This window comes from Pararhodospirillum photometricum DSM 122 (genome assembly GCF_000284415.1).
Taxonomy (GTDB): domain Bacteria; phylum Pseudomonadota; class Alphaproteobacteria; order Rhodospirillales; family Rhodospirillaceae; genus Pararhodospirillum; species Pararhodospirillum photometricum.
This window is the reverse complement of sequence record NC_017059.1, coordinates 3,404,069-3,426,800: the sequence shown is the minus strand read 5'-3', so window position 1 is coordinate 3,426,800 and position 22,732 is coordinate 3,404,069. Positions and strand designations below refer to the sequence as shown.

The window sequence follows — 22,732 nt, the reverse complement described above, 5'->3', positions numbered from 1 at the left end:
TCTCTCGGAAATTGGGGTTTCGCAGTTTGCAGGGGTTTGAACAACCATGAAGGGCAGAAAACCGAAACTCTTGCTTGTCGAAAACGCCCCTCTGGCCGGCGGCTGTCCTGCCGCGCCGTCCTGGCTCCCCCCTCTTGCTCAAGCTGAATGGCGCCGAGCGGCCCCCCAGCTTCACGCACGCGGTGTGTTGACCGACGATGTGTTCGCAATGATGGAAAGTTATTGCATCGCATCTGGTCAGGTCCGTGAATGCGAGGAAGTCATGATGCGCGAGGGGCGGCTTGTCGAGGGCGAGCGGGGCCAGACGGTCCACCCTGCGCACCGGCTCCAACAAGCGGCGATGCGTGAGGCCAGACTTCTGGCCTGTGAACTGGGCATTTCGCCGCACCGCAAGAAGGCCGTCGAGGAAGAGGATAAGACTGGTGGCTGGGATTCCGATCTTCTCGCCTGACCCGGCCCTGTACGAGGACCCCACGGGCCGGGCGGATCGCGTATGCCGTTTCCTGGCCCGTCTGCGGCTGTGGGAGGGGCGGTTCGCTGGACAGCCGTTCACCCTGGCACCCTTTCAGCAAGCCGTCCTGCGCCGGATTTATGGCCCTACCGCGCCCGATGGTGGGCGGCTGGTCAGGCAGGCTTGCATCTGGATCCCGCGAGGCAATGCCAAGACCACGCTTGCCGCCGGCTTGGCCCTGGCTCACCTGCTCGGGCCGGAAAGCGAGCCGGGTGGGCAAATCGTCTGTGCGGCGGCGGATCGTGAGAATGCCGGGATCGCGTTCAACAGCGCTTGGCAAATGGTCCGACAAGATCCCGCGTTGCTGTCGCGCGTTCGGCCAATCGAAAGCCGCAAGATCCTTCATCACGACAAGAGCGCGTCGAAGTTATCGGCCATTTCGACAGAGGCTTACTCGAAGCATGGCCTAAATGTTTCTTTCTTCCTGGCGGATGAGGCCCATTCCTGGCCTGCAAGTGAAGCGCGAAAACTGTTCGGTGTCGTGCGCGATAGTATGGTGAAGCGTGAACACCCCTTGACCATCGTCATTTCGACTGCCGGCGAAGGCGAGGGGACGCTCGCGGCGGACCTTTGGGAATACTCTCTGGCCGTGGCACGCGGCGAGATCGAAGACCCGACCTTTGCCCCGATCATCTTTGCGGCGGATCCTGGCGACGACTGGAAGGCGCCCGAGACGTGGGCGAAGGCGAATCCTGCGATTGAAGCCGGGTTCTTGTCTGCCGAAGAGATCCGGTTGAAGGTCAAGAGGGCCGAGTTTATCCCGCGCGACGTGGCCGACATAAAGAGATTCCACCTGAACATCTGGCAAAACGGCGCTGCGGAACCCTGGATTGACCCTGCCGTTTATGACGCGGCGCCAGACCGGACCCCYCTTGAGAACCTGGAAGGCACGCCCGCGTTCCTCGGAATAGACATGGCGGCGGTTACGGACATGGCTTCGGTAGCCATCTGCTGGCCTGATGGCACCGGRGGCTATGACATCGACGTGACCGGGTTCTTCCCGGCTGACGGGATCCAGGCCCGAGGCGAGCGGGACCAAGCGGATTATCAGAAGATGGTCAAGGCCGGGTGCCTTCGTCTCACCGAGGGCAACGTCATTGACCAGAACGTGATTTTTGAACACGTGCTGGAACTGGCCGAACGCTTCCAGGTCCAGGAAATCGCCTGCGACCGTTGGGGGAGCGTCGGGTTCATGACGCGCTTGCAGGACGCGGGCCTGACCGTGGCCCCTTTCGGCCAGGGGTTCGCCAGCATGGCCGGGCCGGTCAACGAAATGGAACGAGCCATCTTGTCGGGTGGCTTTCGGCATGGCGGCAATCTGGCCCTGCGGTCTGCCGTTGGCAACGTGGCGCTGGAACAAGACCCTGCCGGGAACCGCAAGTTTACCAAGGCCCGCGCCCGTGGGCGCATAGACTCTGCCGTGGCTGCCGTCATGGCCCTGGCCCGTGCCCAGGCGGGTGGGAGTGTCGGGCTCGTTTATAACGATGCCGCGCTTCGGCCCGATGGCTTCCTGACGATTGACCTGGGGTGGTGATCGTTACGTAACGCTTGCCGCGCCGCGTCTGTTACGTTACGATCCGTTACGTAACAACCCGTAACGTAACGGACAAAGCCATGGCCCTTAGCAATGCCGAGCGACAGAAACGACACCGCGAGCGCGTCAAGGATGCGTTACGTAACGCAAACGCTGGCCCGCAAGGGCGAAGCCTGCCGCTGATCCTGGTGGATTATTACAGGTGGCTATCAGAACAATTGCCAGAAGACGACGAATTACAATGTGATTTAAAAGGCGATATAGAGGATCTGGTCCGTAGCGTGATATTGAGAATGATAAATGAACCTGACAATATTTTATGCGGAAGTTATATATTAGAACACCCCGAGCTAGTGTCTTTACTTGGTGGTGCTGATTTCGTAAACGCGCTTATTAAGTGGGATCGGGAGCGTAGTCTACGTCCATCAAAGCGAGGGGGGAAGAAAAGCCTTGCGCCAGAACCTCCCCCGTTGCCCGTTACGTAACGGTTTCACCCAACGGCCAGGGTGGCGTGACCGCTGTCCTGCCAGCCCGCCCCCTCTGAAAACCCCTTCCCGCGCCTTCGGATCGCGCCGAGGTCAGTAATCGCGCCCCCTCCGGCAAAGCATCTGTCGGCCCCTCTTCTGGTGGCCCTGGCGGCTGTTCTGCCGGCGACTTCCCGATGGTGCCCGTAATCCTTGAAAACGCTATCCAGAAGGGCCGTTATCCGACAGGGGCGTTCTAAACTAGCCCGGGCCAGGGCGTGGGGGCAGAGTCCAAGTATAGCCTTTTGGGTGTGTCGTGCCTGTGGATAACTTGGCGTTTTGGGGTAACGGTATAGTATCCCGTTGATATGTTTCCCTTTTTATATATTAAGGATATGGATACGGCTGGAAGATTCCGGGGTTTTCTCAAGCGGGACAAGGGTTTGGGGTTGACAGATAGTTTGCTGTGAGCAAACACTTGTTTGTCCTGAGCAAACTATCAGCGTGGGAGGGCACCTTGAGCATATCGAAGAAGCGGCTGGTGGCCGAGGRGCACGCCCCGGAGGACATCGCTACCGCGCGCACCGTCCAGGATGCGCAAGCCCGCATGGGGATGAAGCCCCAGTCGCTCAGGACCATCCTGACTGGCAAGGCCCCGACAAATGCGCCCAAGCCCCCAGAGGACCTATCGGCCCGGCAACTGCGCAAGCGGGGACGCTACGGGCAAGCGGCTTTGCTGGCTGATCAGGAAGCCCTGGCCGAGGATGACCCGACCAGAGCCCAAAAGGCCCGAGAGGCAAGCGGGATCCTTAAGCAACTGGCGAACAAACCGGAACAAGCCGAGTTTAATCTTTGGAGCGGCAACGCCATGACCGGGGACGAATACCACGACGCAATCAGGGATCGGTTGAAAGAGACGACAGCAACCCCGGCCGAACGCGCCATTGCTCTTGCCGTCTTGAAGGAGGTTTGCCGCTGGCTTCGCTGGCAGTCCTTCGAGTGCGGAAAAACGGCCGCAGAACTTGGCGATCTTTTGGGGTTCAACAAAACGGACATGTCTTTTGCCCTGACCCGACTGGAATCCGTGCATGCCATCACGCGCGTGAAGCGCGGTCGAACCAAAATCATCACTGTGAACCCCGAGGGCGCTTATCGCGGCGACGTGAACCACCACGCCGAGGTGATGGACAAGTACCGGGCCGAGGTGGTCCCCCTGCGCCCTGACTTGCGCCCCGCGTCTTGATCGAGGGAATAGCTATGGCCGAGAACGTCACGAACGACCTGTTGCTTGAACACCTGAAGCGCATCCAGGCGACACTCACCGCCTTGCAGGAAGGGCAAAACGACCTGCGGGAACGGGTGTCGGAACTGTCGTCGCGCACGGCGGCGCAATGGGGCGCGGAGGCCCGGCAAGACCTGCGGCTTGACCGCCTGGACGCCCGCCTTCAACGGATCGAAAGCCGGCTGGACCTGATCGGCTGACCACCCGAACGAACACCCGTTGACCGGCCGGTGATCGGGTGTACCCTCCCCGTTCATGATGAACGCCCCGCCCTTCACCTACGCCACCCTGGCTGTTCGCCTTGGCTGTACGCCAGAGGCCGCACGTCAACGCGCGCGGCGCCGAGGCTGGCTGGTGACGTTAGACAACAGGGGCCGCGCTCTTGTTCACGTTCCCCCTGGTGAACTGCCGGATGAACGGCCAGCAAACACCCGATCACCGGCCGCTGAACGCCCGATCGACGCCCGGACAGCAAACACCCCGACCCCGGACACTCTGGCCCTGGTGGCCGACCTGCGGGCCGAGCGGGACCGCCTGCTGTCCGAGGTGGCTGACCTGCGCGCACGGCTCGACGGCGCCGAGGGCAGGGCCAGGGCGGCAGAGATCGAAGCGGCGGAACTGCGGGGCCGGCTCGATGAACGCGAGCGGCTGGTGAGGGCGCTGGAAGGGCGCGGATGGCTGGGCAAGCTGTTGGGCTGACGGCCGATCCGCGCTACACTCCTTCCTTGCCCCAGCCATGACCGCGCCGCTGGGGCCGTCTGCATGGTGTGGTGAGGGTGCGCGGGACCGGGGCGCTAGGTGCGCCCGCTCGGAGCCACACCAATGAAAATCTCCCACCAAGACCTGTTTGACCGTGCCGTTGCCGCTTATGCCCGCGCCTGCGCACGGGACGGGGTGGCGTTTGCCCAGCCGAGCCTTTCGGCCAGTCACGTTGATGGCGACACCGTGACCTTGGCGAACATCAACGGCCCGCTGGCCCGGTATCGCTGGGCGGGGGCGAAGGTTTTGCGCGTCTCGGGATAATCGCCCCTTGCGCGACATTTTCACCTAGACCGCCGAGTCGCGCTGCGCGAGAATCAAGGCGCCCCCGGGAGGCGTTGGCCCGCTCCCCGGGGACTTTCCCCAACGACATGAAGAAGGATGTCGTCATGGACACCCCCACCCTAACCGTTTCCGTGCCCCAGAGTCTCGCCGCGAGTTTTCCCGTAAAACGCCTTTTCGCGGCGGAAGCAATTCGCGACCAGGATTTTAACGAACTGCGGTCGATTATTTCATCAATCGAACTTGCCGCACCCTGTCACTGTGAGGACTCGGGCGACAGTAACAGCACTTCGCTTCGCGATGCTTTGTTTTATCTTTGCGGCCAAGCGCGAGCGTCAATTAATAACATCAATGCGGCGCTCACTAAGTTCGAAGCACTTCTACGGCCGATTGACGACGCCTTTTCCGAGGCCATCGCGAAAGCCGAGGTGGAGGCGTGCGAGCGGCGTCTTGTCCAGGTCTTCGCGGACCCCGACGACCCCGAAAGCGTGGCAAGGGCAAAGCGCAGCGTTGACGAGTATATCGCTAGCTTGAAGGCCGAACGCGCCCAGGGGGAGGGTCAAGCCGATGCGTGACGAAGACCGCCAAGATATCGTCTGCGCCCTATCCGGCGCGCAAAGCATCGCCCAAGCCCTGGGACATATGGCTTTCGATGGCGAGCCGGTGGCCGATATGTCTGCGGCCCTCTGGGCTTTGGCCGAGATGCTGGGCGACCTGTCCGACCGACTGAGCCGGGCGCGCGTGCAGGGCGGGGAGGGCGTGGCCCATGTTTGACGACGAGGACCTGGGGCGGTTCGAGGCATTCGCTCGACAGGAATTTTCCCAATACATCCCCGCCGCTCGGGCACGCCGCCGTCGCCGCGCCGCCCTCTTCACCCTGGCCGCTGCCTGCTGTGTGGCCGTCGGCTGGTTCGGACACGCCTTGATGGCCTGACCCGCCCCTCTCCTTACCATCGCCGGAAACCCGCCCCGACCCCGAGGGCGGGTTTTTTTGTGTCTGCAAAAACAGTTGAGATTTTCCCATTTTCCCCCTTGCGCTCCCAATGAGATGTCGGTAAATTCACAACATTAGATGTTGGAACTACAACAACAACCTGATTGGAGACTGCAACCTTGAATACAAGAGAGTTTTACCGGAACCATGCCAAGCAAAGATATGGCATTACGCCGGGGGACGCATACGAGTTAGAGCGCGCCCTAAAGGTCCATGCCAACTTTCCCGAATCTTCTGGGAGCGGCCCCGGTGGTGGCGTCGAAGCAACCGCCTTCACGATTTCCTTCTTTACTATCGGATGTCTTCTGGGTGGCGTAAAAAAGGATCTTGGAGAGCGCGTCTGGACCTTTTGGAATTTGTCGCGCGAGGGGAGCTCTCTTTGCGGTTACGGCGATGTCCAGCTTACCATGGCCCGCGACGGACTTACCGGCGAACATCTGTTTGGGGATGCCGTCTACGCCGTGATCGCCAACCCCACCCTTGCCGCTCGCGTCGTCGGGATTGGCGTATCCCGGACGGCGCCGGAGGCTTGGATCACTTACCGCGACGGGGACGGCGTACAGATTTCCCGGTTTTCGGCCCACGGGACCAGCAACGACCGCGAGGAACGCGAGCACAGCGGCGTTCTTAACCTGACCGCCACGATAGGCGGAAAGGCACTTCAAGAAATAGCCCGGGATACAACCAAGGACACCGAAGAGGAAAGCGACACCAAAACACATACGACGTTTGTTGCTGACGCCTGACGCCTACCCCTCCCGGACATTTTTACACCTTGGGCAACGCGCCCTTGTGGGCGCGCACGCTCCCCCCTTGCCTAATCGAAGGCGTAGAAAGTGCTAAACCTTCAAGATATCGCGTCAAAGCTGCAAAAACTGATCCCGCTTCTTGGTAGCGACAAGGACGGTGAGGTTCTTGCTACGGTTGCAGCTATCCGGCGAACGCTAGATACCGCTGGAGGTGATTGGCACGACTTAGCCCGGGTTCTGGCGGGTCCAGTGCGGCCACCCCCACCACCACGGCGGCCACCCGGCGATGTGGACCTGATTAGGGCGCTTCTTCACGGTCAAATCGAACTCACCGATTGGGAGCGAAAGTTTCTTGAAAGTCTAAGCCTATGGATTTCACAACAGAAGCGTTTAACGCCCAAGCAAAAGCAAACGTTAATAAATATCGCAAAGGAGGCGGGCCTTGCTTGATTTCCAGGCTATTAACAGGGCTGCCATTGCCGCCTTGCCCTGCATCCTCCGACGCCTTTTCCCCCAGGGAAAGATAGACGGCGCCGACTTCTGCATAGGCGACATTCATGGGACACCAGGGCAAAGCCTTCGCATTTGCCTACGGGGGCCAAAGGTCGGGGTTTGGAAGGATTTCGCCACTGGCGAAGGTGGGTCCGACCCCGTTTCCCTGGTAGCCGCCTACGCGCGCGTCAATCAGGGCGAGGGCGCGGCTCTGCTGGCCCGGATGTTGGGGATTGATAATGACCGATGACCCCTTTCGCCCCCTTACCGACGAAGAAAGATCCCGTGGCCTGGATGGTGTGCCCACCCTGGACGGTGGCCGTGGCGCCGGATCTTCCCATGACGATCTTCTGTCCGTGGTCCCCGTCCCCGATGACATGCACCAGCCACCAGACCGACACCCGAAACTCGGGGCGCCGTCGAAGGTCTGGCAATATAGGGACCGCTTCGGATGCACCGTGTTTTTGCTGGCGCGCTACGAGCGGCCGGAGGGAAAGCAGGTACGCCCCCTGTCGGTGTGGCGTGACCCTGAGGGCCGTCTGCTGTGGCGCTGGAAGATGCCCGACGGCCTGCGCCCGATCCTGCGCGCCGACGAAATCCATGCAAGCCCGGGGAAGCCGGTCCTGGTGGTCGAGGGCGAGAAGACCGCCGACGCTGCGCAAGCCCTTTTTCCCGAAGCCGTCGCCACCACCAGCCCAAACGGGGCGCAAAGCCCGCAAAAAGCCGACTGGAGCGTTCTTTCTGGTCGAAATGTTGTGATCCTGCCGGATTTCGACGGGCCGGGAAGCCAATATGCGGCAACGGTGGCGGAAAAAGCCCGGGGCGCGGGCGCAAAGCGCGTTGTTATTGTCCCCATTCCCGATGGTTTCCCCCAGGGATGGGACGTTGCCGACGATGTGCCCCCGGGGGCCGACCTGGGGCCGACGCTGTCATTCATCCGTGCCGTGCTGGCAGGAGAGGGTCCAGAGGAAGAGGAGGAACCCCAGGCCAGCCAGACCGACGCGCTCCCCCGACCCGGCTTCGCGACGCATGATGAATGGGTGGTTATCGGGGGGAAGAAGCTGAAACCCGGCCTTTGGTTTCACGGGCTGRAAAAAACAAAGGAAGGTGTTGAAGGGTTCGATGAATGGATTTGTGCCCCCATTCACGCGGTAGCTCAAACAGCCGGGACGGACGGGACCAACTACGGGCGCTTGCTGCGCTTCAAGGATAGTACCGGAAAATGGCGCGAATGGTGCGCGCCGATGCGTCTGTTGAAGGGAACTGCCGAAGACTTGCGCGGCGAGCTTCTGGATCAGGGCTTGTTGATTGATCCCAGAAACAGGAACCTTCTCAATACTTGGCTGATGGCGCAAGTGCCCAAGAACGTGATCACCGCAACGCCCGTCACGGGCTGGCACGACGGAGCCAAGGGGCGCGCCTTTGTCACACCCACGCGGACCCTTGGCGATGACACCGTGCGCTTCCAAGCCGAAGCCGCTCATCTGGGCGTTTTTCGTGCCCGGGGGACCCTGGAAAGCTGGAAGGCCGAAGTAGCGGCGCCGTGCGCCGGGAACCCACTCCTTATCTTGTCGCTGTCGGCGGCGCTGGCTGGGCCGCTGTTAAAGCTGGCCCGGCAACACGACGCTGGGGGCATCGGGCTTCACCTCGTTGGCGACACGTCGAAAGGCAAGACGACGTGCCTGCAAGCTGCTGCAAGCGTTTGGGGAGCGCCCGACTTCGTGCGGACCTGGAACGCGACGGTCGCAGGTCTTGAGGCCGTTGCCGCGACGTTGAATGACACCGCGCTTATCCTGGATGAGATCAGCGAAAGCGATCCAAACACCGTCGGTTCCATTGCCTATTGCGTCGCGAACGGAACAGGCCGGTCACGGGCCGCACGCACTGGCGGCGCCCGAGACGCGGCGCGCTGGCGGGTGGTGCTGCTGTCGAGCGGCGAGCGGACCCTGGCAGCGCACGCAAGCGAAGGCCGGGCAACGGTGAAGTCAGGCCAAGAGGCCCGGCTGCTGTCCATCCCGGCGACGACGCGGGCGCACGGCGCTTTCGACAATTGCCATGGTCAGGAACCACGCGCCTTCGCCGACGGAATCAAGCGCGCCACCAGTTTGAGCCATGGCGTCGCTGGCGCGGCTTTTGTCGAGGCGCTTTTGACCTGCGAGGAAGACCTGCCCGCGCTCTACGCCGAGGCACTCAAGGCCGATGTGTTCGCCCGCGCTGAAGGGATGGAAGGCCGGGCGGCGGGGGCCTTCGCCCTAGTCGGACTGGCCGGTGAGCTTGCTGTTGAGGTGGGGATCCTCCCCTTCTCTGCGGGCGAGGCGATGGCGGCGGCGGTGGGGGCGTTCACTTCATGGAGGGGGCTCCAGAAGGGCTCTGCCGCACCGGAAACGGACGCCATCCTATCGGCCCTCCGGGGGTTCGTGACGAAAGCCGAGGCGCGGTTCTCGCCCCTCGGCGGGGATACCGTTGTTCGTGATCGGGCCGGCTGGTGGCGCGGCGATGACGGGGAGCGCGTCCATTACCTGCCCTTGGCGCCTTCCGCCTTCGGCGTCTTCGCTCTGGCCCTTTTCAGGGTCCAGCGAGCATCCCTGTCCTTCTGGGCCAGCTTGTGCGGGGTCTCTTCCCAGCCGTCAGGGATGCGCCCTTCGCGGATCGCCTGCTTCTCGTCGTCGTCGTTGCGCTGACGCGGCGCCGCCACAATGGTGGCGTCGATGATCTGCCCCGACATCGCCAGATAGCCGCCTTCCTTCAGCTTGGCGTCGAACACCGCGAACAGCTTCTCGATCGCGTTGGCCTCGGTCAGCGTCTCGCGGAACAGCCAGATCGTCTTGGCGTCCGGCGCCTTGTCCGCCAGCCCTAGGCCGAGAAAGCGTTTGAACGTCAGGCGGTCGTTGATCATGAACTCCGCCTGATCGTCGGACAGGTTGTACAGCGCCTGAAGCACCAGGATCTTAAACATCAAAACCGCGTCATGGGGCGGACGGCCGCCCCGGGCTCGGTCGCTGCGGTTCAACGCCTTGTCCAGCCGGTAGCGGAACGCCTCGAAGCTCACCACCCTCAGCAGCTTCTCCAGCGGGTCGCCCGCCTTCGACAACTCCGCATACCGCTCTTCAAGATCGAAGAACCCAGGCTGCCGACCCATCGTTCCCTCCAACACGGCCTGGGGCTTATTGAATCAGCAGACACCGCTCAGAGCCAGGGTTTTTCGAGGTGTCCAAGCGTTCCGGCCGCCCATCCCGCCGGGCGGACCCTTCAGCACCAGATCAAGGCGTGGCGTGGGAAGTTCTTCGTCTTCCTGGCCGACCGCCGGGTGCCGTCGACGAACAACATCTGCGAACGCGAAATCCGGCCCTCGGTGGTGTTTCGCAAGGTGACCAATGGCTTCCGCTCCGCTTGGGGAGCACAAATCCACGCCGGATACCGATCCATCACTGGAACCGCTCGCCTCTCAGGGGCTTCCGATTACGACGCCGTCTGCGACCTCGTCAGAGGAAAATTCGCCCTCACTTGATCGCCAAACAGCCAACCCCGTGAGCAGTTACCGATCTTATGGTGACCGTTGTGTTTCTTCAGGAGCCAGTTCAGAAGAGCTCGGGTGATCATACCCGCGCGGCTGATAGCAAAGGTCAGAATCGGTATAAAGACGCGGGCTGTACCAACGGCTAATTTTGGGAACCGCCGTTCCAAGTGCAGCCAGCAGAGTCTCGGATGGAGCCGGAGGCTGAACCCGCCTGTGTTGTGTCAGCCTCCAAGTGCTAAACGGCGTGTAAAGAATGCGCCGTCCCTCAGTGTGTGCTCCGAGAGCGATCGCTCCGGCCAGTTCGGCCACGGATATCTCCGTTCCGATTCGTCCTAAAAGCGTTTTCAAGAATGTTGCCCGGGCAACCCAGTGGCATGTCGCGACACCGTCCACGAAGCGCTGACAGAAGGCCATGCCGTGATACCCAGCATCGTCGGCAGCGCGGCCATAATCCGCCGTGGCAAGGAAGCCGCCCAGACCGAAAAATCCGCCGGCCCAGGCGACACGATTTTTACAATCTAAAACCCGACCACCGATTGCCACCGCTTCATCAACCCCGTCGAGCAGTCCTGCCAACTCCCGTATCGTAGAGGCCTCTGTCGGTGCGCAAAGTGCATCAAAGAAAACGACATAGTCGGCATTCGCGCAGACCTCCGCCACGGCGACCACCGGACTTCCCACCACTAGAGTCACATTCCCCAGAGCCCAGCCGCATCCTGCTTGATTCAGGCGTTCGATCAGAATTTGTGCATCTTCGCGAGTATCAAAGACAATCTGGACCGACACAACCGATCGAGGACGATGAAATAAAAGAGTGGCAATGGCTTCAACCGTCATCTTTGAGATATTGCTTGCAGCAATCACCCGCGCGATACGGTACGACGCCTGGGATACGGGCTGGAGGCGCCAGATACCGGTGTGAGGGAACAGCGTGTTCATCGTAACAGTGAGTCGTGAATTCCGCCCTGTCAGAGCGAGATGCTGTTCGATAACGTGGCGCTGACTATTGATGGTATCAGGCTTTGTCCCGCTCTCGATTGACGCTGTTGATCCTGGGTTGATACGCCAAGCGTAAAGAAGATGGGGGACATGAACGATCTTATAGCCAGCCCGCTCGACACGAGTGAAGGTATCCCAATCGTGGCTCCACGTTGCCTTCCGATCCGTGTAAGCTTCCACTTCAATGCCGACGTCCCGACGTAAAGCACAAAGATGACACGTAAAGCAAATGTTGGTGTGAAGAACCCAGTCGAAATCTGGTTTATGAAAAGGTGAAAAAAGACGTGAATGTTCGTTACTTTTGAATTCATCAGAATAAAGTGCAGCCGGATATCCATTTGAGTAGATATATTTAGCTATGACTTGAAGGGCGTCGAGCGTTAAAAAGTCATCAGCATCAACTGGAAGAACATAGTCTCCTGTGGTCGCCTGGAAGGCTTTCCCATAGCCGGCCATAATCCCTTGGTTTTCGGGGCTGACGATTACTGTGACATTGTCATGTTCATTGACTGAACGCAGCCAATCCAGAAGTTCCGGACGGTAGTCGCCGTCGCTAACAATGACCCATTCAAAATTACGATAAAATTGGTTAAGAATCGTCTTTTCGATCTCTCGCAAGAAACGAATAGGCTGCTTATAGATACTCATAAAGAATGAAAAACGGATCTTTTCTTCGACAAGAGGCAGGCGTCGTGCTGCTTCAATACGAGCTAGAACTTGATATTCCACATCTCGCACGGGACGCTCTTCTTGTTTTTGAACAACTTCATAAAAGGGGCGGGCCGTTGAAAAGTTTGGATTTTGGTAGGGATCAGACAAAATTCCCCAACGCGACACAAACTTTTGTAGTTCCCAATTAAATGTTCCTTCTTTTGATAAAGACTCAAAGTGGTACAGCTCAATAGCAGGATCGATAACAATCCTCAATCCCTTAGCCAGAACTTTAGTGCAGAAATCAACATCATTGTAATTCAAGCATAAACCGATATCGAAGCCACCGACAGCGATAAATAATGCGCGCGAAACCAAAAGGCAGGCGGCTGTCACTGCACTCACGTTATGGACAAGTTGTCCGATCCCCTGAGGACCAAAAGTTAGCCGCTGTTCGCCGATAAGCGGATGGGTTGGGATCCCATCAAGCAAGCTAATACCAACATGCTGGATGCTACCATTCGCAAAGAGGAGGCGTGGACCGACGATGCCGATGCCAGGTTGGGAAGCAAGCCCCACCATGTCCCGGAGAAATTTTTGTGAACGAGCCTGGATGTCATCATTGAGAAGAAGGATGTATTCGCCGCGCGCATAAGAAACGCCAATGTTAACTCTTTCAGAAAAATTAAAATTTTTAACATTGCAGTTAACATCCATAACATTTGGAATGTTTTTTAAAAACATTAATGTCGATTTACTAAGCTCGCCATTATGAACAATTATTATTTCATAATTTTCGTAAGATTCGCTACCAATAAGGCTCATGACACAGTTCTTCAGAAGATCAACTTGAAATCCGAAGATATCTCCCATACGTCCAGCACTTGGTATGATAATACTGACAAGAGGGGGGGGAGAGGGAGGAGAATATACAACCCGCCAATTACCCGTAGAATAGTGAGGCATAACCTCAAAGGAGGTCTTAGCATTTTTTTCAACAAATTCAGTAATGGCTTTTTTTTGTCGCTCTATCGCGTAGCTTTTCGCCGACAAAACATCAGCGGTTGAACCAGGAATGGCCACCCAATGGTAAAGAATCTTTGGAATATGAATAAAACGATTTGTGACTTGAGCAACACGCAATGCTAAATCGTAATCTTGCGTACCATCAAAATCGCTACGGAAGCCGCCTATTTTACGCACGATAGCCGTGCGATAGGCGGTTAGGTGGCCTATGTACATTGTACTTGTTAGGAACTCAGGCGACCAATCAGGTTTAAAAGTAGCATCAAAAAGACGTCCTTCGACGCTCATCTTGTCTTCATCCGAGTAGACAGCGTCTGGGGCATGATTAAGTACGGCAAGCGCGATTTCGAACAGAGCATCAGGGGTAAGTTGATCGTCGTGATCAAGGAGGGCAATCCAGGGCCCAGAGGCCAACATCAAAGCAGCATTTGAGGCCCCGGCAATCCCCTGGTTGATAGGAAGGGTAGTGATCCGGATGCGTGAATCGCGTACCGCGAACTCCTGTAAGACTTCCTGAACGCGGGGATGCGGAGAATTATCGTCAGCAATGCAAAGTTCCCAATAGGGGTAGATCTGCCCTAGGACAGATTCTATAGTCGCACGTAGCCATCGCTCCGGAGTATCGTAAACCGGCATAATGATAGAGATTTTTGGCCAGTCTTTTATCTCGTTGAGACGAGCCAGAAGAGCTGCCGTTGATATAAGCCTGACCGGAGGCTCGCTACTAGCCACCCCGCCGTTACGACCTTCCTCGTGTCCAAAGCAGAGAAAATGGTGATAGCCGGAGGGAATTTGCCGTTTTCCAACGGCTTCCGCGATATCGGGGTTGGCAACAAGGTACCGATGTTCACAGTATCCGGCGATCCGAGGAACCGTGCCGGAGATGTCTTCAATAAAGCCGTGCTCTCTCCAATGGCGGGCAGAGATGGCACCACTCGCATCTAGTCGGTGCGCTTGGTATAGAGCCTCAGCAAAATGCCAGGGGCCGCTATCTAGGACAAAACTGTGAGCGTGCAAGGTCGCCCAGTCACGCCCTGCTGCGTTGGAAAGCAAAGCGCCAACCGAAATTTCCGTGACCATGGCGACCAACTCACGGGTCAGCATGAGGTCTTGAGTGGCAAGGCGAGGAAGGGAACACCAAGGCGCGGTTGCTCGACCTTCGATTGCTCCAAACATTAGGTAATGACTATATCCGCTAATCAGCTCCCGCGCTTCCACAAGTGCGCGGACATCGCCATTGATGGCGAGATAACTCGTCTCGTCGAACCCTGGTACAGCATCGAAACCAAGGATCCCACCAGCTAGATAGTAGTGATCGAGAGGGCTGCGGGCAACGATCTCCGACATCTTACCAATGAAGACACCATATCGTTCCGTATACCAATTGACGTTGATAGGAACATGGGGGAGCAGTCCCTGTGAACGGCCCATCATCTGGTAATGATAGTACGGGGGCTGGCCTGTTTCAGTACACCACTCTGCTACGTCTGGATAGGCGCTCAGGTACCACTGACCATCAAAGACCCCGCCCCCGGCAAGAAGAGCCACATCACCAAGAATATCGACGGGCTGATCCTCCGGTTTAGTCCAGAGCATGCCTCCGGGGGCGATCGCTGGATCGAGCGGTTGCAGACCAACGCTATCAATTAGCTGTCCGTTGCCAAAAACATGGTAGATCCGAGGATTGCTAACAGGGGCGTGGACAGCCGGAAGCAAAAGGGAAAAGCCGTAAAAACCGGCCCCTCGGCCTTCCGCAGCGAGAGTAGGATGAAAAAGGCGGGCCAACGCAGCGGCGACCGTCTGCCCCTCAGTGACAACGCGGATTTCGACTTTTGCGTAAGGATCCGCATCGCTAAACGCCCAACCTGTCAGGACATAGCCCAAAAATTTGTTGATATAAACGCTCTCTAGGCTACCGACGATGGATTTCTGAGAGTTCATAGGGGGGATCACCTTGTTTCCGGTCGCCGTGGCGTCGCGAGGCTCATAAAGCCGAAATCTGTTATGATACGTAAAAAACCGCCTTCTTGGATCAAAGCAATGCTGGGTGCGATGATTACGCCAAGTGAGGGAAGTGGGCAAGAAAAAGACTTATATTCTATTTTTTATAATTCATCTAACCATTCCATTTGGACACCTCCGGAAACTGGCATCCGGGTCTGGTTCGTGATTCTATGGGCCATCGGCGGTTGGGAAGCTGGTGATGGCGGTTCAGATCGGGTTCTGGGATGTCGAGCGTCGTCTGGCCGAGCTTTCGGCGGAGGGCGATCCGCTGGAGAGGTTGTCGAAGACGGTGGATTTCGAGGTGTTCCGGCCGATCCTGGGTAACTGCTCACGGGGTTAGCTGTTTGGCGATCAAGTGGGGGCGAATTTTTCTCTGACGAGGTCGCAGACGGCGTCGTAATCGGAAGCCCCTGAGAGGCGAGCGGTTCCAGTGATGGATCGGTATCCGGCGTGGATTTGTGCTCCCCAAGCGGAGCGGAAGCCATTGGTCACCTTGCGAAACACCACCGAGGGCCGGATTTCGCGTTCGCAGATGTTGTTCGTCGACGGCACCCGGCGGTCGGCCAGGAAGACGAAGAACTTCCCACGCCACGCCTTGATCTGGTGCTGAAGGGTCCGCCCGGCGGGATGGGCGGCCGGAACGCTCAGCAGCACGTCTAGGCGATGCTCGGCTCTGCCGGCGTAGGTCGCCAAGGTGGTGTCCTTGAGCCTTGGCTTTCGTTTGCCGATGCGGATGGTCCAGCGTAAAAGATCCCGGATCCGGGGGGCGAAGACCGTATCCCCGCAATCGATGGCGTATTGGACATCCCGCAAAACATGGGCGAGGCAGACTTGGTGAACCTGGCCCAGGTCCTGCTGCCCAGCGTAGCGATCCGAGATCCAGACCTCCGGCCGGTGCAAGCCCAGAACCGATGTCACGACGGCGCGCGCCCGACTGGGCTTGATGTCGTGCAGAACGGCCGTATCGGTCACGAACACCCACTGCCAGTGGGTTTTGCCTTCGACCCGCGCCGTGGTTTCGTCCGAGGCGATGACAGCCGCCTGCATGATTCTCGTCTTGATGGCCGCGCAGGCCGCCGTCAGGCTGGTTTGGAGACGGCGGAAGGCGTTGGCGATCGCCCCTTCCGAGATTTTCAGCCCAAACAGCTCCTTCAGCATCCGGGCGAGGCGCTCGAAGCTGACGTGGTGACTGTGGTGCAAATACGTCAGCAAGGCCTGGATCCCTGGCCCAAAGGGGGTCCCAACTGGATGATCGGCCGGCGCCTGTGCCCGAAACCGTCGGCGACAAGCCGGGCACCGTCCCCCAAACAGCTCAACGCGTGTCACCACCGGCCGGATCGAGGGGAGGTCGATGTGGTCATAGCGGTGACGGCAGACCTGATGCCTCTCGCCTACGGCCTTTGCGCAATGCGGGCACACCTCAACTATACGGCGCTCCGTTTTATCCGGGGTTTCCGTGAGCGGTCGGGCGACACCGGGGCGGGAGGACCGGGTTTTGCCTGACTTTTTCGGGGGCTTTTTGTCACCCCCCTTACGCCCCGAACTGTCCTTCGAGGGAGGAAGGTGGGAGTTCGACGAGGTCTTCCTAGGCTTGCCGACCAGTGCCTCCAACTCCTCCACCCGCGCCGCCAAGCGCTCAATCAACGCCGCCTGATCGGTAATCAGGGCGTCCTTCTCGGCATCACTCAGGCGGACACCTCGAAGAACCGAGTTTTTGGACGGTTTGGATAGGAAAACGGGGCGCCCGAGCTGAGACTGGGGGCTATTTCGGTCTGAATTCCGTGGTATTTGGGCCGTTACGGCCCCCTCTTCGGCCTTTCGGCCGTCATGCGGGCGCAGTTCTCCCGTCCCACCAGACTAGGCGGCGCATGTTGTAGACGAGATTGGCCATGCCGATCTTGGTTTTGGCCCTGGCGATGCCGATGGTGCGGACGAAGAGGGCCATCGGCCCTTTCTGGCACGCGAAGACATGCTCGACGGCCGAGCGCACCTTGGAGCGGGCGGCGTTGGCCTTAGCGTGGGCCTGTGACAGTGGTTTGCCCGGTGCCCGGCGAAAATGGACCTTCGAGCGCAGGCCCCGTTTCGCCATGAACTCCTCGTTCTTGCGCGAGCGATAGGCGGTATCTCCAGGTTTCCCTATCAGGACCGTGGTAGACCACCACGTTGATAGGCCGGGTGTGGAAGCGCAGTAATGCGTGAAGCTAACCGGTACTAATCGTCCGATCGGCTTGATAAACGCGCAGCGGCCAGGCCGGCCCTAGCGCTTGTAAATTCCCATAACGACATCACAGACGGCTTCGATGGCTTGGTGGTCATGGCGAACAGGAAACACCCGATCCCATCCCGAACTCGGCCGTGAAACTGTTCAGCGCCAATGGTACTGCGTCTTAAGGCGTGGGAGAGTCGGTCGCCGCCAGGCCTTCAAAGCCGTCTGTCAAAAAACCCTCTTAAGAAAGCCCGCTCCGGTGATTCCGGGGCGGGTTTTTTGTTTGCGCAAAGGGAAGGCCGGATTAGCCAAGAGGCGGCGTGGTCATGCCGGGCGGCACCGGCAGCCCGAGGAGGCGCAACACGGTGGGGGCCAGGGCGGTTTGCTCCTGAAGGTCAGGGGAGCTTGGACCTGCGTCGGGGGCTAGGTCATAACAGGGCACCAAGCGGGCGGCCTCGGCGGTGCCGCCGTGGTGGCCCTCGTCATCCATGCCGTGATCGGCAGTGACCAGCACGCGAAAGCCCTGGGCTTGCCAGAGGGGCACAAACTGGCCCAGCAGCTCGTCTTGGGCGGCGGCGGCGCGGCGGTAGGGGAGGGAGGTGCCGCCGTGGCGGTGGCCGTGGACATCGCAGCCCATGGGGTGGACCAGCATGATCTGGGGGCGAGCCCGCTCGATCATCCGTGCGGCCTGCCAGAACACTTCGCGGTCGGGAAAGTCATCGGCCTGATAGAAGCGGCCGTGGTGGACCGCGCCGGCGCGCCCATCGTATTCGCCGTCGGCCAGGGGATCGAAGGGCGCGCTAACGCACAGCTCGTGAATCCAGGCATAGGCCACCGCTCCCGTGACCAAACCGGCCTTGGCGGCGAGGGAGAACACGTGCGGCACGTTGAGCGTTCGTGCCGCCGCGTTGGCGGTGATGCCGTGATCGGCCGGCGGCAAGCCGGTCAGCACGCTGGCGTAGGCCGGGCGCGACAAGCTGGGCAAGACGGCGCGTAGGGTCCAGCGCCGGGCGCGACCGACCTCGACCAAGCCTTCAAGATAGCCCATCTCGCGCCGGGCACAGGCGTCGCCCAAGCCATCAAGCACCACCAAAATCACGCCCCCGCCGGTCATGCCGGGGTCCTGCGGCGGCTGAGGACGTACAAGGTGGCCGCCCCCACGGTTAGGCCGATAAACAGCACGCCGATGACGTTGATCACGGGGGACAGGCCAAAGCGAAAGCGCGAGCCGATTTCGGTGACCAGAGTCCAGTCCGCCCCGATGGCGAACACCGTGGTGTTATAGTTTTCGATGGACTGAAGAAAGGCCAGGACTGCGGCGGTGATCAGGGTGGGGCGCAGGAAAGGCAGCGTCAGGCGCCAGAAGACCAGGGCCGGCGAGGCGCCGAGATCAAGGGCGGCCTCTTCCAAGCTGGGATCCAGGCGTTGCAGGCGGGCCAGGATCATCAGCATGGCATAGGAGGCGATGAAGGTGGCCTGGGCCAAGGTGGCGGTGAGCAGGCCGGCGGCGACGCCAACGCTGCTCCAGAACACCAAGGTGGAGATGCCGAGCAAGATCCCGGGGACCAGAATGGGCGAGACGAGGACGGCGTACACAACGGTGTTCCAGCGAGACTTGAGATGGGTCAACACGAACGCCCCGGCCAAGCCCAGTGGAAGCGCCACGGCCACCACCCCAAGCCCGATCAGCCCGGAGTGGCCCAGGCCGATCAACAGCCGCCGGTCTTCAAGAAGCGCCGAAAACCAATGCAGGGTGAAGCCTCGCCACTGGGTGACCGAGGGGTAAGGATAGGCATTAAAGGCTGCCACCGCGACCACGCCCAGCGGCAAAAACAGATACAAGAAGAACAAGACCAAGTAGGTATTGAGGATCCATCGGCTGGTGCGCGACATACGGCCCTCCTTGCTTATTTTGCGATGTCGCGGATGCCAACCTTGAAGAGCTTCATCATGATCAAGATGAAGGCGATACAGGTCAGCAACAGGGTGAATGAATAGGCCGCGCCGACGTTCCAGTTGAAGCTTTCAAAGAACTGGCGATAAATCAATTGGCTAAACCAGTCGCCGGCTTTGCCCCGCGTCATGACCTGGGGCACCGAATAGGACCCGACCGCTAACATGAAAGTCATGAGACAGCCCACGGCGATCCCGGGTTTGGCGTGCGGGATCACCACGCGGCGGTGAATGCGCACGGTGGAGGCTCCGAGGTCGCGGGCGGCCTCGATCTGGTTGCGGTCCAGGGTCTCCAAGGTGTTGTAGATCGGGAAAACCATGAACAAGGTGTAAGTGTAGACCATGGCGACAAACACCGCACCCGAGGACTCTAAAAAGGGAATCCAGGTGCGGGCCTGAAAATCGACAACGCCCAGCCACGCCAGCAGGCTGTTCAGGACGCCTTGGGTGTCAAGGATCATCAGCCACGCGTACACCCGCAGCAGCTCGTTGATGGCGTAGGGAATGGCGAGGCCGACTAGCAGTAGCCCGGCCCGGGCCGGGGGAGCAAGATGGGCCACGGCGTAGGCCACAGGGTAGCATACGGCCAGCGCCAGCAAGGTGACCGCTAGGGCATAGGCGATGGTTTTGACAAAAATCGTGAAGTGCAGCCCGGACATGCGGGTGTAGTTGGCCGTGGTATAGACCTTGCGGGGGGCGTTTTCCTGGGCTTCCAGGGCGGCGACCTCGCGTTCCAGGGCGGTAATCTCGTCGGCAATTTGCTTTTTGGTGTCCTCGGCCTTGGCATCTTCCAGGTCGAAGCGCTTGAGGTCGAGGCTGGTGTAGAGGGCGTTGATTTTTTGCTCCCCCGAGGTATCACGCTCCTCCAGCCACAAGGAGCGCTCCATCATCACCACCTGCGGCAAGACGATCAGGCCAACGGCCCACAAAGCCGTGAGCAGCAAGAACACGGCGCCAAGCGGGCGGCCGACGGTGCGCATCAAGCTAGTCATCGGCCAGGGCTCCCGCGCGCAAGATCCGCGCGTCCTCGGGGGCGAAGCTGAGGGCGAGCGGGCCGGGGTCGGGCAACAGGCCCGTGTTGGTCCGGTGCATCACCAGCGGCACCCCCTGAGCGTCTAGGTGCAAGTGCCAGAAGGCCCCCTCCAGATCGCGCCGAACCAAGGTCGCGTCCAGACGGTTGGGGCTGTCGGCCTGGGCCAGATGCAAGCGCTCGGGCCGGACAAACAGCAAGGCGGCGTCGCCCGGTGTGAGGGCGTTCGGGTTTTGCCCGCGCAGGACTCCCAAGGCGGTGGCCATCTCGGCCTGGCCGCCGCCGGCCCGCACCACGGTGCCGGCCACCACGTTGTGTTCGCCCACGAAGGTGGCGACAAAGGCGGTGTCCGGTTGGTCATAGAGGGTATCGGGGCGGCCGACTTGTTCGATCACCCCCTTGTTCATCACCGCCAGCCGGTCCGAGAGGGTCAGGGCCTCGCCCTGGTCGTGGGTGATGTACAAGAAGGTGATGCCGATCTGGCGCTGCATGGCCCGCAGTTCGGCGCGCATGTGCTGGCGTAGCTTGAGGTCCAGGGCCGACAGGGGTTCGTCGAGCAGCAAGACCGAGGGCTCCACCGCCAGCGCCCGGGCAATGGCGACGCGCTGGCGCTGGCCGCCCGAGAGGTCGGCGGGCCGTTTGTCGCCCTGGTCGCCCAGGGCCACCATGTCGAGCAGCGCCTGGGCCCGGCGTCGGCGCTCGGCCTTGGGGACGCCGCGTGCTTCCAGGCCAAAGGCCACGTTCTCCCAAACACTCATCAGGGGGAACAAGGCGAGGTTCTGAAAAATCAGAGCGGTGGGCCGCTGGTTGGGGCCCACCCCGGCCATGTCGCGTCCGCCGATCAGGATGCGCCCGCTGGTGGGCGTCAAAAACCCCGAGATCAGGCGCAGCAAGGTCGTTTTGCCGCAGCCCGACGGACCCAGGATGGAGAAGAACTCGCCGGCCTCGAGATGCAGGTCGGTCGGCTGGACGGCCTGGAAGTCGCCAAAGCGCATGGCGACCGCGCGCAGGTCCACATCCTTGCCATGCAGAAGGGGGGCGCCGGTCATGGAGGCTCCGAAGATCGGGCAGGCCGGGGGGCGCGCCGAGCAGGGGCGGTGTCCCGGCCTGGGGGACAAGATCAGGCGTTGGTGAGCTTTTCCACGAACTCGGCGCGCAGTTCGCCGAAGAACTTGGTCTGGGCCGGCCACCACCACAGGCCATCGATCGCGCGGGCGTCGGGGTAGGCCATCGAGAACGCCGTCTTGTTGGCCGCCGACAGATGGGGCTCGGTACCCACGGCGGCCGAGTTGTAGCCAGTATTGTTGGCCATCATGGCGCCGATCTCGGGCGACATCAGGAAGTTCAGCAAGGCGTAGGCCTGTTCCACGTTGGCGGCGCCGCGCGGAATGCCGGCGGTATCAATCCAGCCCAGACCGCCTTCCTTGGGCATGATGTAGGACCACTTGGGATCGACATCACGGTGGAGGAGAACGCCGGTGGTATCCCACGTCTGGCCGATGGAACAGCCGCCATCGGTGAAGGCGGCGGTGGCTTCGGTGGCGTTGTTCCAGAAGGCGCCGATGTTCTTCTTATGCTTGGCTGCGAAGTCATAGGCCGCCTGGAACGCCTTGCGCGCCGAGGCCTCGTCTTTAACCAGATCCAGGCCGCCGCCGGCGGAGATCTGCCCGGTGGCATCAAGATAGAGAACGATGCTGACCAGAACTGACTTCTGCCGGCAGGCCACCTGTCCGATCAGGCCTTCGGTCCACAGGTCGCCATACGACAAGGTGCCGAACTTTAAGGTGGGGTGCTTGGTGGTGTCGAAGGTCAGGGCCTCGGTGCCCCAGTTGAACGGCACCAGATAGCGCTTGCCCCGGTTCGTGGCTCCCAGGGTTACTGACTTGCGGTAAATCGAGGGAATGATCTGATCGACCTTCAGCTTGGTTTCGTCGATGGGCTGAAGCAATTCGTCGCGGTAATAGTTGGGCCCGGTGTCGATCGAGGGAAAAATCAGGTCGAAGCCGGCGCCACCCGCCGCGCGCAGCTTGTTCTCACACTCCTCGTTCGAGCCGTAGGTCGAGAGGTTCATGGTGATGCCGGTCGCCTTCTCGAAGGCCTCTTTCATGTTGTCTTTGATGTAGTCGCCCCAGGCGAACACGTTGACACTGCCCGAACTGGCGCGGGCGCCCTTGAGGATCCCGGGCGCCGCCAGAGGCAGCGCTCCCGCCACGGCGGCGGCTTTGAGCAGGCGACGACGGGTGAGCGACGGCGAGGCAAAGAGGCTCTGGGTCATGTCG

20 protein-coding genes, 1 rRNA gene, 4 pseudogenes and 1 other annotated feature are annotated in these 22,732 nt (G+C 60.2%); of the genes and pseudogenes, 15 read left to right on the top strand and 10 right to left on the bottom strand.

Translation table 11 applies throughout. The annotated features are described in order from the left end of the window. Positions 1–46 precede the first annotated feature (46 nt). The 11 genes from RSPPHO_RS15255 (at position 47) to RSPPHO_RS20250 (ending at position 6,572) form a co-directional block, all read left to right on the top strand. Positions 47–451, top strand: a complete 405-nt coding sequence (locus RSPPHO_RS15255) for a phage terminase small subunit P27 family (protein WP_051013934.1) — start codon at positions 47–49, stop codon at positions 449–451. After that, positions 423–2,045 (top strand): terminase large subunit, encoded by a 1,623-nt coding sequence (locus RSPPHO_RS15250; protein ID WP_051013933.1) that lies wholly within the window; start codon positions 423–425, stop codon positions 2,043–2,045. The genes RSPPHO_RS15255 and RSPPHO_RS15250 overlap by 29 nt, the downstream gene beginning before the upstream one ends. 80 nt (positions 2,046–2,125) lie before the next feature. Next, on the top strand, positions 2,126–2,530 hold the full coding sequence (locus RSPPHO_RS20265; RefSeq protein WP_157879271.1) for a hypothetical protein: 405 nt from the start codon (positions 2,126–2,128) through the stop codon (positions 2,528–2,530). Between the two features lie 496 nt (positions 2,531–3,026). Continuing rightward, positions 3,027–3,752, top strand: a complete 726-nt coding sequence (locus tag RSPPHO_RS15245; RefSeq protein WP_041797658.1) for a hypothetical protein — start codon at positions 3,027–3,029, stop codon at positions 3,750–3,752. Between the two features lie 14 nt (positions 3,753–3,766). Next, positions 3,767–3,991 carry a hypothetical protein gene (locus RSPPHO_RS15240; protein WP_041795812.1) on the top strand — a complete coding sequence of 75 codons (225 nt, stop codon included), beginning with the start codon at positions 3,767–3,769 and terminating at the stop codon, positions 3,989–3,991. Positions 3,992–4,046: 55 nt separating this feature from the next. Beyond that, complete coding sequence (locus RSPPHO_RS20260) at positions 4,047–4,490, top strand: hypothetical protein (protein ID WP_157879270.1); 444 nt, start codon at positions 4,047–4,049, stop codon at positions 4,488–4,490. Between the two features lie 123 nt (positions 4,491–4,613). Then, on the top strand, positions 4,614–4,814 hold the full coding sequence (locus RSPPHO_RS15230) for a hypothetical protein (RefSeq protein WP_041795810.1): 201 nt from the start codon (positions 4,614–4,616) through the stop codon (positions 4,812–4,814). Between the two features lie 125 nt (positions 4,815–4,939). Next, complete coding sequence (locus RSPPHO_RS15225; RefSeq protein WP_041795808.1) at positions 4,940–5,407, top strand: hypothetical protein; 468 nt, start codon at positions 4,940–4,942, stop codon at positions 5,405–5,407. Continuing rightward, a complete protein-coding gene (locus RSPPHO_RS15220) occupies positions 5,400–5,606 on the top strand; it encodes a hypothetical protein (protein WP_014416106.1) in 207 nt (68 codons plus the stop codon). Before RSPPHO_RS15225 ends, RSPPHO_RS15220 begins: the two co-directional genes overlap by 8 nt. Continuing rightward, positions 5,599–5,766: a hypothetical protein gene (locus RSPPHO_RS20255; RefSeq protein WP_157879269.1), complete on the top strand. Its 168-nt coding sequence runs from the start codon at positions 5,599–5,601 to the stop codon at positions 5,764–5,766. Before RSPPHO_RS15220 ends, RSPPHO_RS20255 begins: the two co-directional genes overlap by 8 nt. A 164-nt stretch (positions 5,767–5,930) precedes the next feature. After that, positions 5,931–6,572, top strand: a complete 642-nt coding sequence (locus tag RSPPHO_RS20250) for a hypothetical protein (RefSeq protein ID WP_014416105.1) — start codon at positions 5,931–5,933, stop codon at positions 6,570–6,572. Between the two features lie 331 nt (positions 6,573–6,903). Here the strand turns inward: RSPPHO_RS20250 and RSPPHO_RS20245 are convergent, their stop codons facing one another. After that, positions 6,904–7,134, bottom strand: a complete 231-nt coding sequence (locus RSPPHO_RS20245; RefSeq protein ID WP_157879267.1) for a hypothetical protein — start codon at positions 7,132–7,134, stop codon at positions 6,904–6,906. Positions 7,135–7,306: 172 nt separating this feature from the next. On the opposite strand from RSPPHO_RS20245, the pseudogene RSPPHO_RS21330 reads away from it, so the two are divergent. Beyond that, positions 7,307–8,959, top strand: a pseudogene (locus tag RSPPHO_RS21330) (DUF927 domain-containing protein); the annotation flags it as partial. A gap of 632 nt (positions 8,960–9,591) precedes the next feature. On the opposite strand, the pseudogene RSPPHO_RS19390 reads toward RSPPHO_RS21330, so the two are convergent. Continuing rightward, positions 9,592–10,206: pseudogene (locus tag RSPPHO_RS19390) on the bottom strand (transposase); the annotation flags it as partial. Positions 10,207–10,284: 78 nt separating this feature from the next. Between RSPPHO_RS19390 and RSPPHO_RS18170 the strand changes: the two are divergent. After that, positions 10,285–10,575 (top strand): annotated as a pseudogene (locus RSPPHO_RS18170) (IS66 family transposase); the annotation flags it as partial. Between the two features lie 36 nt (positions 10,576–10,611). Here RSPPHO_RS18170 and RSPPHO_RS19385 read toward each other — a convergent pair. Next, positions 10,612–15,201: a glycosyltransferase family 2 protein gene (locus tag RSPPHO_RS19385; protein ID WP_081581809.1), complete on the bottom strand. Its 4,590-nt coding sequence runs from the start codon at positions 15,199–15,201 to the stop codon at positions 10,612–10,614. Between the two features lie 262 nt (positions 15,202–15,463). Here RSPPHO_RS19385 and RSPPHO_RS20240 point away from each other — a divergent pair, with 262 nt between their 5' ends. Further along, entirely contained in the window at positions 15,464–15,604 is a 141-nt protein-coding gene (locus RSPPHO_RS20240; RefSeq protein WP_041795796.1) for a hypothetical protein, read from the top strand. 11 nt (positions 15,605–15,615) lie between these two features. On the opposite strand, the gene tnpC is transcribed toward RSPPHO_RS20240, so the two are convergent. Together tnpC and RSPPHO_RS22090 are read right to left on the bottom strand one after the other, a co-directional pair. After that, on the bottom strand, positions 15,616–16,953 hold the full coding sequence (tnpC, locus tag RSPPHO_RS15185; RefSeq protein ID WP_041795793.1) for an IS66 family transposase: 1,338 nt from the start codon (positions 16,951–16,953) through the stop codon (positions 15,616–15,618). Between the two features lie 136 nt (positions 16,954–17,089). Further along, positions 17,090–17,281 (bottom strand): annotated as a pseudogene (locus RSPPHO_RS22090) (IS5/IS1182 family transposase); the annotation flags it as partial. Positions 17,282–17,390: 109 nt separating this feature from the next. After that, positions 17,391–17,487: a sequence feature (23S ribosomal RNA rRNA prediction is too short), on the top strand. Between the two features lie 81 nt (positions 17,488–17,568). Between RSPPHO_RS22090 and rrf the strand changes: the two are divergent. After that, positions 17,569–17,683, top strand: a 5S ribosomal RNA gene (gene rrf / locus RSPPHO_RS15175). Positions 17,684–17,774: 91 nt separating this feature from the next. Here rrf and RSPPHO_RS15170 read toward each other — a convergent pair. The 5 genes from RSPPHO_RS15170 to RSPPHO_RS15150 all read right to left on the bottom strand — a co-directional run bounded on the left by RSPPHO_RS15170 (position 17,775) and on the right by RSPPHO_RS15150 (position 22,728). Next, a complete protein-coding gene (locus RSPPHO_RS15170) occupies positions 17,775–18,584 on the bottom strand; it encodes an alkaline phosphatase family protein (RefSeq protein WP_014416098.1) in 810 nt (269 codons plus the stop codon). Further along, positions 18,581–19,363 (bottom strand): ABC transporter permease, encoded by a 783-nt coding sequence (locus tag RSPPHO_RS15165; protein ID WP_014416097.1) that lies wholly within the window; start codon positions 19,361–19,363, stop codon positions 18,581–18,583. The genes RSPPHO_RS15170 and RSPPHO_RS15165 overlap by 4 nt, the downstream gene beginning before the upstream one ends. A gap of 14 nt (positions 19,364–19,377) precedes the next feature. Beyond that, positions 19,378–20,415, bottom strand: coding sequence for an ABC transporter permease (locus RSPPHO_RS15160; protein ID WP_014416096.1), 1,038 nt, complete (start codon positions 20,413–20,415; stop codon positions 19,378–19,380). After that, positions 20,408–21,502 (bottom strand): ABC transporter ATP-binding protein, encoded by a 1,095-nt coding sequence (locus tag RSPPHO_RS15155; RefSeq protein WP_242390519.1) that lies wholly within the window; start codon positions 21,500–21,502, stop codon positions 20,408–20,410. Before RSPPHO_RS15155 ends, RSPPHO_RS15160 begins: the two co-directional genes overlap by 8 nt. 71 nt (positions 21,503–21,573) lie before the next feature. After that, positions 21,574–22,728, bottom strand: a complete 1,155-nt coding sequence (locus tag RSPPHO_RS15150) for an extracellular solute-binding protein (RefSeq protein WP_014416093.1) — start codon at positions 22,726–22,728, stop codon at positions 21,574–21,576. Positions 22,729–22,732: the final 4 nt, after the last annotated feature.

Bases quoted from the DNA above. Each gene is read 5' to 3' on its own strand.
- RSPPHO_RS15255 (WP_051013934.1), top strand. From the start codon at position 47: ATGAAGGGCAGAAAACCGAAACTCTTGCTTGTCGAAAACGCCCCTCTG.
- RSPPHO_RS15230 (WP_041795810.1), top strand. From the start codon at position 4,614: ATGAAAATCTCCCACCAAGACCTGTTTGACCGTGCCGTTGCCGCTTAT.
- RSPPHO_RS15155 (WP_242390519.1), bottom strand. From the start codon at position 21,502: ATGACCGGCGCCCCCCTTCTGCATGGCAAGGATGTGGACCTGCGCGCG.
- RSPPHO_RS15220 (WP_014416106.1), top strand. From the start codon at position 5,400: ATGCGTGACGAAGACCGCCAAGATATCGTCTGCGCCCTATCCGGCGCG.
- RSPPHO_RS15240 (WP_041795812.1), top strand. From the start codon at position 3,767: ATGGCCGAGAACGTCACGAACGACCTGTTGCTTGAACACCTGAAGCGC.
- RSPPHO_RS15150 (WP_014416093.1), bottom strand. From the start codon at position 22,728: ATGACCCAGAGCCTCTTTGCCTCGCCGTCGCTCACCCGTCGTCGCCTG.
- RSPPHO_RS19385 (WP_081581809.1), bottom strand. From the start codon at position 15,201: ATGAACTCTCAGAAATCCATCGTCGGTAGCCTAGAGAGCGTTTATATC.
- RSPPHO_RS20260 (WP_157879270.1), top strand. From the start codon at position 4,047: ATGATGAACGCCCCGCCCTTCACCTACGCCACCCTGGCTGTTCGCCTT.
- RSPPHO_RS20245 (WP_157879267.1), bottom strand. From the start codon at position 7,134: ATGAATGTCGCCTATGCAGAAGTCGGCGCCGTCTATCTTTCCCTGGGG.
- RSPPHO_RS20255 (WP_157879269.1), top strand. From the start codon at position 5,599: ATGTTTGACGACGAGGACCTGGGGCGGTTCGAGGCATTCGCTCGACAG.
- RSPPHO_RS15170 (WP_014416098.1), bottom strand. From the start codon at position 18,584: ATGACCGGCGGGGGCGTGATTTTGGTGGTGCTTGATGGCTTGGGCGAC.
- RSPPHO_RS15165 (WP_014416097.1), bottom strand. From the start codon at position 19,363: ATGTCGCGCACCAGCCGATGGATCCTCAATACCTACTTGGTCTTGTTC.
- RSPPHO_RS20265 (WP_157879271.1), top strand. From the start codon at position 2,126: ATGGCCCTTAGCAATGCCGAGCGACAGAAACGACACCGCGAGCGCGTC.
- RSPPHO_RS15225 (WP_041795808.1), top strand. From the start codon at position 4,940: ATGGACACCCCCACCCTAACCGTTTCCGTGCCCCAGAGTCTCGCCGCG.
- RSPPHO_RS15160 (WP_014416096.1), bottom strand. From the start codon at position 20,415: ATGACTAGCTTGATGCGCACCGTCGGCCGCCCGCTTGGCGCCGTGTTC.
- RSPPHO_RS20240 (WP_041795796.1), top strand. From the start codon at position 15,464: ATGGCGGTTCAGATCGGGTTCTGGGATGTCGAGCGTCGTCTGGCCGAG.